Source organism: Nitrobacter winogradskyi, assembly GCF_006539545.1.
Taxonomy (GTDB): domain Bacteria; phylum Pseudomonadota; class Alphaproteobacteria; order Rhizobiales; family Xanthobacteraceae; genus Nitrobacter; species Nitrobacter winogradskyi_A.
Window position 1 is genome coordinate 1 of record NZ_BJNF01000120.1, and the last position, 10838, is coordinate 10838.

Annotated in this window: 14 protein-coding genes and 2 pseudogenes; 4 read left to right on the top strand and 12 right to left on the bottom strand. The window is 59.4% G+C overall.

What is annotated here, in order from left to right; genetic code table 11:
• Positions 1-572 precede the first annotated feature (572 nt).
• A complete protein-coding gene (locus NWI01_RS17860) occupies positions 573-1262 on the top strand; it encodes an HAD family hydrolase (protein ID WP_141385302.1) in 690 nt (229 codons plus the stop codon).
• A gap of 57 nt (positions 1263-1319) precedes the next feature.
• Here the strand turns inward: NWI01_RS17860 and NWI01_RS17865 are convergent, their stop codons facing one another.
• The 4 genes and pseudogenes from NWI01_RS17865 to NWI01_RS17880 all read right to left on the bottom strand — a co-directional run bounded on the left by NWI01_RS17865 (position 1320) and on the right by NWI01_RS17880 (position 3168).
• The gene (locus tag NWI01_RS17865) at positions 1320-1658 is read right to left on the bottom strand and encodes a hypothetical protein (RefSeq protein WP_141385303.1); all 339 of its coding nucleotides are present in this window, start codon (positions 1656-1658) and stop codon (positions 1320-1322) included.
• 89 nt (positions 1659-1747) lie between these two features.
• Complete coding sequence (locus NWI01_RS17870) at positions 1748-2101, bottom strand: PRC-barrel domain-containing protein (RefSeq protein ID WP_141385304.1); 354 nt, start codon at positions 2099-2101, stop codon at positions 1748-1750.
• Between the two features lie 306 nt (positions 2102-2407).
• A pseudogene (arr, locus tag NWI01_RS17875) lies at positions 2408-2716 on the bottom strand (NAD(+)--rifampin ADP-ribosyltransferase); the annotation flags it as partial.
• Positions 2717-2739: 23 nt separating this feature from the next.
• A complete protein-coding gene (locus NWI01_RS17880) occupies positions 2740-3168 on the bottom strand; it encodes a MarR family winged helix-turn-helix transcriptional regulator (RefSeq protein WP_141385305.1) in 429 nt (142 codons plus the stop codon).
• 183 nt (positions 3169-3351) lie between these two features.
• On the opposite strand from NWI01_RS17880, the gene NWI01_RS17885 reads away from it, so the two are divergent.
• The 3 genes from NWI01_RS17885 (at position 3352) to NWI01_RS17895 (ending at position 5435) form a co-directional block, all read left to right on the top strand.
• A complete protein-coding gene (locus tag NWI01_RS17885) occupies positions 3352-4479 on the top strand; it encodes an acetylserotonin O-methyltransferase (protein ID WP_244613877.1) in 1128 nt (375 codons plus the stop codon).
• 97 nt (positions 4480-4576) lie between these two features.
• Positions 4577-4978, top strand: a complete 402-nt coding sequence (locus NWI01_RS17890) for a DoxX family protein (protein ID WP_141385306.1) — start codon at positions 4577-4579, stop codon at positions 4976-4978.
• A gap of 97 nt (positions 4979-5075) precedes the next feature.
• Positions 5076-5435, top strand: a complete 360-nt coding sequence (locus NWI01_RS17895) for a VOC family protein (RefSeq protein ID WP_141385307.1) — start codon at positions 5076-5078, stop codon at positions 5433-5435.
• A gap of 143 nt (positions 5436-5578) precedes the next feature.
• Here the strand turns inward: NWI01_RS17895 and dinB are convergent, their stop codons facing one another.
• The 8 genes and pseudogenes from dinB to NWI01_RS19435 form a co-directional block, all read right to left on the bottom strand.
• A complete protein-coding gene (gene dinB, locus NWI01_RS17900) occupies positions 5579-6823 on the bottom strand; it encodes a DNA polymerase IV (RefSeq protein ID WP_141385308.1) in 1245 nt (414 codons plus the stop codon).
• Positions 6824-6827: 4 nt separating this feature from the next.
• Positions 6828-7524, bottom strand: a pseudogene (locus NWI01_RS20210) (OB-fold nucleic acid binding domain-containing protein); the annotation flags it as partial.
• 658 nt (positions 7525-8182) lie between these two features.
• A complete protein-coding gene (locus tag NWI01_RS17915) occupies positions 8183-8461 on the bottom strand; it encodes a type II toxin-antitoxin system TacA family antitoxin (protein WP_141385309.1) in 279 nt (92 codons plus the stop codon).
• Positions 8458-8781 (bottom strand): helix-turn-helix domain-containing protein, encoded by a 324-nt coding sequence (locus tag NWI01_RS17920; protein WP_141385310.1) that lies wholly within the window; start codon positions 8779-8781, stop codon positions 8458-8460. Before NWI01_RS17920 ends, NWI01_RS17915 begins: the two co-directional genes overlap by 4 nt.
• A gap of 331 nt (positions 8782-9112) precedes the next feature.
• On the bottom strand, positions 9113-9298 hold the full coding sequence (locus NWI01_RS17925) for a hypothetical protein (RefSeq protein ID WP_141385311.1): 186 nt from the start codon (positions 9296-9298) through the stop codon (positions 9113-9115).
• Between the two features lie 390 nt (positions 9299-9688).
• Entirely contained in the window at positions 9689-9913 is a 225-nt protein-coding gene (locus NWI01_RS17930; RefSeq protein ID WP_141385312.1) for a hypothetical protein, read from the bottom strand.
• 68 nt (positions 9914-9981) lie between these two features.
• Complete coding sequence (locus tag NWI01_RS19930) at positions 9982-10197, bottom strand: hypothetical protein (protein WP_244613878.1); 216 nt, start codon at positions 10195-10197, stop codon at positions 9982-9984.
• Between the two features lie 317 nt (positions 10198-10514).
• A partial coding sequence (locus tag NWI01_RS19435) for a hypothetical protein (RefSeq protein WP_210243011.1) occupies positions 10515-10838 on the bottom strand: 324 nt, incomplete at its 5' end.

The window sequence follows — 10838 nt, forward strand, 5'->3', positions numbered from 1 at the left end:
TGACCTAGACTATCGAAGAGAACACGGCGGCCTCCGACGAGGCCAGTCACCATCTCGTTCGGGATGAACAGGCCGTACTTCACGTTATCACTGACAAACGCCCCTCGCTCAACGACAGCACGACCAGCCGCCATCCTCGTACCCGTGCCAACTAAGCCCCCAATACCTGTCAAGAAATTAAGACCCCGCACGCCCACAGTTTGCCGATCTGCACTTTCCGGTGGAAGCATCGCCAATTCGGAGTGACCTAGTGTGAGAACGCGCGTGACTTTCGGAACGACTACGCCGAGCGTTAGTTGGAGCAACCGGAGGTGACACACATGTATTCAGCACCCGGCAAACAAACGCCAGATATGCCAAATCCTTTGCCGCCCCCTTCTCCCGGCCCCGACGTCATTCCGGAGATCAAAGAGCCACCATCGCCGGATTTGCCTGGCGAGAGGCCTCTTCCAAATCCGGATGAAAAGCGAGACCCTCCAGAGCGAACCTAACCAATCGACGAGCTGATCCATCTTATGGGAGGTATCGGCGACTAAGCGTTGGCGGTCCTCTTTGATCAGGAAGAATTCTAATTGCCTAAGGCAGCTGTCTTTGACCTAGACGGCACGCTTCTCGACTCAGTCGATCTACACGCACTTGCATGGCAAGAATCTTTGGTCAAATTCGGCCATGCCGTGCGCTTCGAACACGTCCGCCGCCAAATTGGCAAGGGCGGGGATAAACTCATTCCAGTCTTTCTCTCTCTCGACGAACAACGTGATCACGGCGAAGAGCTGGCACACTGGCGAGGCAATCATTTCAAGGAGAAGTATCTGCCGCTTGTTAGGCCCTTTTCGGTAGTTCCTGAACTGTTGCACCGCGTGCGCGAGGCTGGATTTCAAATTGCTGTCGCTTCATCCGCCAAGAAAGACGAACTCGATAATTTTCTCGAAATCGCGCAGATCGTAGATCTGGTAGATGTTGCGGTCTGTTCGGACGACGCCGAGCAATCAAAGCCGGCGCCGGATGTTTTCGAAGTCGTCTTGAAGAAACTTAACATCCAAGGCCCGGATGCCATCGCGATTGGCGATACACCCTATGATGCCGAAGCAGCCGCGAAAGCCAATGTAGCTACTATCGGCGTGCTCTGCGGCGGCTTCCCGGAAAAGGCATTAATAGACGCCGGATGCGTCGAGATTTTTCGAGGGCCAGCCGCGTTGTTTGCCCGTTTTGGAGGTAGCTTGCTCGGGAAATCGGCAATCCAATTCCACAACAGGAAGTAAAAATGTTCCAAAAATTTATCATCGCTACTTGCCCCGAGGGTGACCCAGGCGGGCCCATTACTTGTCAGTAAAGAACGTCAAAAGCACTTTCCCTTTTTCGCCGATGAGGCAAAGGAAAGTTCGTCTTGTATCTTGTTTGCCTTTTTCCAGAAAAGCGTCACCGATCACGACTGTCTTGATTGGTGTGTCCTCAATCTTGGTATTAGCCTTCGCGACTGTCATGCCCTCGACGTCGAGTGTCACGTCTTTAATCGCCGGATTACGCTCTCGCAGAGCCGCCAAGCCGGTCGATCGGCATAATTCGAGCTCGGGGTCAGGACCTTGAGCCGCCGCGGATTGAACTGACACACAAGCTGCCAGCAGCGCTAGAGCACCGGTTGCTTTCCAGACCGTCATTTTGATTCCCCGTGATTGAGCCGCAGTGGTGGCTTCGAGATGAAGCGTGCGCGGACGAGTCCGCCCGCGTACGCCGGGATCGTCAAAATTTACAGCGAATAATAATCGTCGACCGCCTTGGGTCGGTTAGGATCGGACCAGTTCCAGCTGTTCTCGTCTGCATACTTTGGTGCGCCGTTGAGTTTATCCACGGTAATTCCGGTGCGGTAACCGCCTAGCGTGGTGTCATACTTCAAGGTGTGCCAGGGAAGCGGATAGTGGTCGTTGCCGATGCCGAGGAAGCCGCCGAAGCCAAGAACAGCATAAGACACGCGGCCGCTCGTCTTCTCAATCATGACGCGCTCGATCGAGCCGATCTTCTGATCGTCGGGGCCGTAAACAGCGGTACCCTCGACCTTGTCACTGCCGATCAAGTTGCCGGTTTCGTTCTCCAAAATAGCCATGCATTCTCTCCTGAATAAACGGGAGAAAAAAACTGACCGGCTTGCCGATTGTTCCTGTGTGAGGATACGGTGATCGGTCACGGACAAAACTCGTCAACCGCTAATCGCATTCGTCGAGTGCTTGTGCGCAAAGCAGGCGTGCAAGGAGGCAGCGCACGTCTGGGTTAAGGCGGGACGCCACCCCTTGACTAGAGATTGCATTGAAGCCACTAAGACACAGAAACACCTTTATAAACAATAGTTTGCTCGCAAAACAACACACTAATTTAATGTTTCGTTAATCACATTACACCGAGCTTGATCATGCACGCGCAGCGGATCGCGGGAGCGATAGGACAGCGTCGGGTTGCCGGGAAACTTCTTGTCCGTCAGGTTGGGATCGTCCTCGATCGGCCCGGTCGGCTCCACGACATAAATCCGTTCTCTTCCACTGCCTGCGGACAACTCGGCGCCCCAGATCGCGGCATCCAGCGTGCCGGCAAAATAGACCCAGGACAGCGACTTGCCTTCGATAAAGTTGGACTGACGGCCAGTGACAATCAGATCTCCGGGTTTGAGATCGGCCTTGGTTCCGCGGAAGAACGATTGTGAAAACATGCTGGCAGTCGCTGACATAGACGGCACCGTTGAACATGCGGTCATGAGCGACCGTGCCCTGCGAGCGAATGACGCAATGCGCCGATGTCACGCACCATCTGAGCCATCTGCTTGTCCTCGAGTTCTGTCGCCGATCGCACGGAGCAGATGATGTCTGACGCCTTAGCCTGCAGCTTGCGGCCTTTCGTGGTCAGCTTGATGCGAACCTGGCGCTCGTCCGTTCCGTCCCGTCGGCGCTCTATATACTCCAGAGCCTCGAGACGCTTCAGCATCGGCGTAAGCGTATTGGTCTGCAGGAACAATTTTCCGCCAAGTTCGCCGACCGTCAGATTATCCTCGGTCCAGAGCACGATCATTGCGATGAACTGAGGGTAGGTCAGGTTCAGTTTCTGCAGAAGGGGCTGGTAAACGCGATTGAACGCGTGGTTCGCCGAGTAGACGGCGAAACACAGGAATTCGTCGAGTTTCAACCCGGAACCTTCAGACCTATCGTTTTGGCTGCTCGCCACGGAACCACCCTGTGCTGGAGTCGTTTTATAATATGTCGCATACGATATAATCGCTGGCGATAGAGAAAGCAACTCGAACTCGCCGCCGGAGGACGATGAGCGGCTTGAGGCTAGAGCTTAACCGCCAACAGTGAGGAAGGCGCCATGTTCACCCATCCACAGCGCGCTGCTGCGCGCGCGACAACGCTTGCCCGTCGGCCCGCTTCCCTCGGGCGAGACAAAGCTGCAGGCGGCCGATCAGAAGATCCCACCACGCCGGAGCTTCCTTCCGCCATCCCGTTGATGGCACTCTCGATAGGCTTCTGGGCCTTCAAGACTCTGGCCGCTGCGCACGAGTTGGACCTCTTCAACCACCTTGCGGGCCGCCCAGGCACGACTGCTGGCGAGCTGGCGCAAGCGCTCGGTCTGCATCCACGCCCTGCCGAGATGCTGTTGACCGGATGCGCCGCGCTCGGGCTTCTGGAGAAAGCGGACGGCCGTTATCGCAATACGCCGTTAAGCGAAGCCTATCTCGTGCGCGGGAAGCCATATTACTTCGGTGGCTTCGTACAGATGGCCGACAAGCGGCTCTACGTGGGCTGGGACAACCTAGCCGAAGCGCTGCGCACAAACCGGCCGACCACGTGGGACCCGGCAGTGCAATCCTCGATGTTCGAGGGCGAAGATCCGATGATGCTGGCAACCTTCTGGGAGGCGATGCATTCGCTTTCAACAATGACGGCGCGCCAGCTCGGCGAGGCCGTGGATCTCAATCATTTCCGCCGCCTTCTGGACATCGGCGGCGGATCGGGCGCGTACGACATCGAGCTTTGCAAACAGTATGGGGAGTTGCGCGCAACCGTGTTCGACCTGCCGCATGTGGCCGCGATCGCTGCGGGAAAGATTGCCGAGGCCGGCTTGACCGACCGCATCGAGACCGTTGGCGGCAGCTTCTTCGAGCAGCTTCCGAAGGATCACGACGTACACCTCCTGTCGATGATCATGCACGATTGGGACGAAGCAAAGAACCGCGCCTTGTTGCGGCGGTCCTTTGAGGCTTTGCCGAGCGGCGGAGCAGTCGTCATCAGCGAGCTTCTCGCCAATGACGAAAAGACCGGGCCGGCGCCGGCCGCTCTGATGAGCCTCAACATGCTGATCGAGACGGAAGGAGGGCGAAACTACACGCCGGCCGAATACTCGGCGTGGCTCGAGGAAGCCGGATTCCGGCATATCGAGACGATTTGGTTCGACGCACCCGCCGCGAACGGCGCCGTGATCGGCCGCAAGCCCTAGGACGCGCGGCGGAATGGAACAGGCCCCCCGCAGTTCCGCCGGCCAGAGCGGCATGGTCGTGAGGTCTCGCTCAACATCAAACTGGAATTCCCGTGCCATGTCTCACATCATTGAACAGTTTCTGCGTCATTGGGCCGTTGCCGCCGGCGCTCGCGTCCTTCTTAGTTTTCCATTCTGGGGAAGTGGACTAGCGAAGCTGATCGACTTTCAAGTTGCCGAGATGGCTGGTGTCGGCCTCGAGCCGGTCGTCGCGTTCAACGTCGCAACAGTCATCGTGCAGCTCGGAGGGTCCCTTTTCATCATTCTGAACCGTTACACCTGGCTTGGGGCCGGTGCTCTCGGCATCTTCACGGCGCTCACCATCCCGATCGTTCACCACTTCTGGAGCATGACTGAGGAGCCGGGTCGCACCATCGCGTTCCACACTGCGGCAGAACATATCGGCATGATCGGCGCGCTGATTGTCGTTTCGATACTGGCCGTGGGGAATAAACGTTGAGCAGCGGCAAGGGCCGCCGCCCACTTCCGCTCCCGATGTCCCGGCAACCTTTCTGGCCGAGCAGGCGTTCATAGCGAGCCTGATCCGGAGCACGCAAATGAACCTGCAAAAGACCTACACCGCATTGCTCACCGCAGACCTTGCGGCGGCCGAAAGCTGGTATACGAAGCTGCTTGGCCGTGGGCCGGATCACCGGCCGATGGACACGTTGGTGCAGTGGGAGCTCTTCGAACAGGGTGGATTCATGCTCTCGACCAGCGACGAGATCGCCGGCCGGGGCGTGATGTTTGTCTACGTCGAGGATCTCACATCCGAGCGCCGACGGCTGAAGGGCTTGGGGATCGCGCTCGGGGAGGACATCGAGGGCAACTACTCGACGCTGGCGCAGGTGCGTGATCCCGACGGCAACCTCCTCACGCTGGCGACGCCGCCCACGCGACCCTTTCCGCCAGCATAATCGCGCAGGTTTTCGAAGCTATGGCGACGTCGTTCGCCTATTCGAGATATCCTCTTTTCGAATATTCGCAAGGCGTCTTGAGACGCCCGAGCCGCACAGGTCCGGTTCATCGCCCAACAGCCATCGTCTTCAACGCGGTCTCGTTACAGCTCCTTCTCGGCGAGCTTGCGGAATTCATCCGGTACGGAGCGGGACGTCTCCAACGCCGATCCGTAGCCGACCGCGTCCCAACCGAAGCGTTCGCGGATTTTATCGATCGCCTTGTCCGCAGTCCAGCGCGCCATGCCGGTCTTCGCGCCCGGCCGGCGACGCTCGTCGGCAAGGCCAAGCGGGAGGTCGAGTTGCAGCGCCCGCTGCTCGTCGAGATGCGAGACCGAAATCGCAAGCAGCGAGATATATTTCTCGCGCGGATGATCGGCGAGCTCCTGACGCACCAGCTCGCCGGCAATTTCCGCAAGCATCGTGGTCGCCGCGATCGGCGCGTCGAGCGTGATCGAGCGGGTGACGGCGCGCAGATCGGCAAAGCGCACGCGCGCGGTGACGGTGCGGCCGGCGAGCGACTTGGCGCGCAGGCGGCTCGCCACGCGGTCGGCGAGATGAAGCAGGGTCGGCTGCACGATCCGATCGTCCGGCCGCCTTTTTCCGAGCGCCGATTGCGCGCCGGCCGACCGGGCACGATGATGCGTCCTGATTTCGCGGGGATCGCGATTCCAGGCGAGCGCGGCGAGCTTCTCGCCGGCGGCGACGCCGAGCAATCTCTCGATCGAGCGTCCCGGTGTGTTCGCCAGTTGCCCGATGGTGAGAATTCCTTGTTCGTTGAGCTTTGCTTTGGCGATGGGTCCGACGCCCCACATCAACTCGACAGGCAGATCATGAAGGAAGTCGAGCTCACGGCGCGGATCGACAACAACGAGACCGTCCGGCTTGGCCACCTGTGAGCCGATCTTCGCCAGGTGCTTGGTGCGCGCCACGCCGATCGAGATCGGCAGGCCGAGCTCGTCGCGCACCCGCTGGCGGATCGTGGCAGCGATCTCCGCCGGCGTGCCGAAGAGATGCGTGCAGCCGGCGACGTCGGCGAAGGCCTCGTCGATCGAGATGCGTTCGATCAAGGGCGTGAAATCGCCCAGCACGGCAATGGCCGCGTCGCCGAGGCGTCGATATTCGGCGAAGTGACCGCTCACGAAAATGAGCTGTGGACAGAGCTCGCGCGCACGCCGCCCCGGCATGCCGCCGCGCACGCCGAACGCTTTCGCCTCATAGGACGCCGCGAGCACCACGCCGCCGCCGACGGCGATCGGCTTGCCGCGCAGGTCGGGATTCAGCAACTGCTCGACCGCGGCGTAGAACGCATCAAGGTCGGCATGCAGGATCGTGGGCTGCGTTTCCATCGCGCTACTTGAATTTCCGATTTTTCACGCGGATCTCTTCAATGTGGCCGAAATTGTCGTAGAAGTTTCGCGCCTGCAGGCTCCGCGGCGAGATTTCACGCGGATCGGGACCGGAGCCGCCATGGCGAACCTGATCGCCGCGTCCATACGGCAGCGGAAAGGCGGCGGCGCGGGCGCCGACGCTCGCCAGATCGGCCGACAGGTCCGTGATCCGCTGCGCAACGAGATGCACGACAGCGCCTTCGCGCTGGATGCGCCCGCGCACACTGAGCATGCCGGCGGACAGCAGGATTCGGCGATTGGCCTCGAACACTTTCGGCCAAACAACGAGATTGGCAATGCCGGTCTCGTCTTGAAGCGTGACGAAGAGGACGCCCTTGGCGCTGCCGGGGCGCTGGCGGACAAGGATGATGCCGGCCGCTTCCAGCCACTGACCGTCGCGAGCGTCCATCGCCTCGGCGCAAGAGACAATGCGGCAGTGGCGCAGGTCATCGCGAAGGAAGGAAACCGGATGCGCGCGCAGCGACAGGCCGGTATGGCCGTAGTCCTCCACCACCTCGCTGCCGGCCGTCATCGGGCGAAGCGAGACGGCAGGCTCGGCGATCTCGGGCACGATTTTCCTCGCGCGCCATCGCAGCCGCGAAGAGCGGCAGCGGCTCGTCGCGCAGGCCGCGGATGGCCCAGAGCGCTTCGCGACGAGCCGGAGCGTCAGCGGCGCGCGCGGCTGGGCCAGGAGATCGCGAATGCGCTCGAAGCCAAGGATGCGGAGATCGGAGACCATTTTATGCGGCAACCGCAGCGCCGCGAGCGGAAGCCGATCCAGCACGGCGGCGCCGTGACCCGGCGGCGCGATGACAATGGGATCGGCGGCGAAGCGCGCCAGCGCATGAGCCGCAGCCCAGCTATCTGCGACAGCCGCGCGCGCGGTTACGCCGGACATGGTGAGACGTCCGATCAGGGCATCCACCATGGCGTGTTCGCCACCATGCAGGTGATCCGCGCCGGTCGAGTCGATGACGATTCCGGCCGGCGGATCGGACGCGACGATCGGAGCGACGCGCTGGAGCACCCACAGAGCCAGCCGCTGCAATGCTTCGGCATCCGCAATCGGATCGGCGTCCATGGTGATCAGGCCGGGAACGAGGATCTGCGCCTTGGTCACGGGTATGCCGGTGCGCAGCCCGGCGGTGTGAGCGGCGGCGTCCACGGCGGTCACCACGCACCTGCTTCCTTCCCGACCAATCAGCACAAGCGGCGTCTCAGGCGGAAGCGCCGCGTCGCCAGCCTTCCGTCGCAGCCGGTCCGTGGACCAGTTTGGCAGGAAGAGCGAGACGACCCGTCTCATCGCATGCCTCCAACTCAGCACTCTCGCCCGCGCGTGCGCGGAAACGCGTGTGTTAGTCTTTCGCTTGGTTTGGGCGGACTCATCAGCGCGTCGAAAAAAGCCTCGCGATCGCGGTCCGAGAGGGTGAGTGTCTTGTGCTCTGCTATCATCCGACGTGCAGTGTCGGCGAGCGCGGTCACGCAGAAATCGTTCAGGCTGTTCTGCGAGAGGTGCGCCGCGCACTTGATGAGGTCCTTAATTCCTTCATCAATCCGGAACCCGAGCCAACTGACGTGACCGGGTGCATTGCTCATGCGAGATGCCGCAAACCATGCTTCTGCACGAGAGAAAGCAACTTGAGCGCGACACCACTCGGTTTCTTCGCGCCGCTCTCCCACTTCTCTACGGTGCTTTCGCTCGTGTTGAGGTAGCGAGCAAACACAGGCTGGCTGACGTTGTTCGCTTCACGCAGATGCTTGATCTGTGCGGGCTCGATCGGAGGCGGCACCGTCAGGCAGGACTCGTCAAATCGTCGAATCGTCGCCTTGTCGATCGTTCCGGCTCGGAACATGCCTGTGGCGCTGCTATGGATCGCCTCAAAGGCGTCGCTCTTGTATTTAGGCTTTCTGCTCATGGCAAATCTCCATCAGCCCCTTGGTCGCTAGTTCCTTGGCAATGTCTTTCTCAGATTTGGCCGCGTACACGTCGGCCAGATCGCGAAAGGCATCTAGCTAGCTCGTCATCCTCTATGTTCTCCCTGTCCTTCTTTGCGAACAGGTAGGTGTAAATCCAATACTTACGGCCCTCACGCTTTTCACCAGTACCTGCTCCATGGCGGGTGCTGTTACTGTCCCCTTGGGGGGAATTGTCATTTGAGGATGCCATGTTGCCCGCGCTCCATACCTGTCTAAAATAAGACTGAGTCTGACAGGCTAAGGCGAGAGACCAAACAACGGTCGCGTGAATCACTTCGGCGGTTGAAGCTCCGGCGAGTTGATCCAATTGTAGAGTTCTGTGGCTTGGTCGGCCTGAGCGATTTTCTTGAGTAACGCGTCTTGTTCCGGCCCGGACGCCATCGTCGCTGCCTGCTCTCGAATCCCATCGGCCCATGCCGCGAGGCGATCCTGCAGGGTGGTGAGGTGCTTGGACATGAAGCTACTCCTCTCGCTTTAGACGAAAGAGGGAATGCATCTTAGCGCCACCGCCTTCCGGTATGCGAGTCAAGATTTTAGGAGCTCGCTACCTACGTTGGCGGGGCCGGAGCGCGCGACGCAAGAACGCTAGATGGCGATAAGACTAGCAAAGCGCGAGCGATAGAATCACTCGAATGTTTGTCGTCCTGCCTTGTGATGCCGGTTGATAGTCCTAGGGTGAAGGTCCGTGTTGGGATGCAAAGCCGATACGGCATGGCTCCCGGCGCGATGCCTCCCAGGAACGCGCGCCGGGACGCCTATCCTAGCCCGTGGAGCGAGTGGCGTGATTTATCGATACCTAACCTCGCTTGCAATCGTCCGACGAATCCCAGGATGTTGGACTGTAGGTCATTCTTTACCTGCGCCTGGCTCGCCCTTCTGAGACTGTGCTGTGGCCTCCGGAGGCTCTATAACCTTCAAGGCTGCTTTAGCAACGGGCAAAACTTCCCATCCGCGATTGCTCCCCGCATCAATTATCGTCATGCTTTCTATATCGAAGGTCGCCCCCGAGCCTTTTTGATCCACAACCGCCTGGACAATGGCCAAAGCCACCGCACGAACCCACTCATTCATTGCCGGGTCTCTATATTATGTACCGAACCCCGAGAGGCTCGCTGGTCCGCTCTCGCCTGCTCACGCGATTAGGTGGCTCTCGTGAAGAGGGTCAAAACGCCTTCCTTGTCGATATTGATGGCTACGACCTGAGCCGAATTACGACCTTTTGCCTTGAGTGCGGATAGCGTCTCGGGTGTTGCGTCGATGCTCTCCCGCAGAGAGTTCATATCGTCCTGCTTCGTACTTGCGACGATGGCGTCAACTTGTGAGCGTAGGTCTGACTTCAACTCATCAATGTCCATAACCTGAATGCTTCGGATCGCTGGAGCTTCCTCGGAGTCCAATTGGACTTGTCAAGGCGCAGTTGATGGTTGCGCTGCCGCCAAGGGCGATCCAGCTAAGAGCAAGGCGAGGACTGTTGAAAAAGTGGACGTTCGCATGATCGCTCCTATTTAAGGTCAAGATGTGCACGAAGTTTATCGTCTAAAGTTGTCGAACGCTGACGATTTATGCGTTCATTCGATGGATCTGATATGGCTACAATGTGCAACTACTCGGCGGTCGAAGATGGTCGCAAAGCGTGAAGCAATCCAGACCGGCGCGCGATGCACCGCAGCCGCTACTGCATGCTCAACGATACCCCGATCGTACACGCCTTAGCAGCCGTCGCGCCTGGTGTTCGCTTCAATGTCTTTGCAATCTTAGCGACACCAGCCTTTTGCTTCGCGAGCGTCTTTAGCTTGCGGACATCGTCCTTCGTCCAATCGCGGCGAACGATCGTTTTCTTCTTAGCCAATCTAGAGCATTTTCCGATCGGAATGAATCGTTGGGGATTCCCAAAATGGCGCGAGTCAGGTTCAAGCTGCGTGCTGGCGAAGGAGGTCAGCATGCATGGCCAAGGCGCTTTCCGTTGATCTTCGTCAAAGGGTGGTCGCCGCGATTG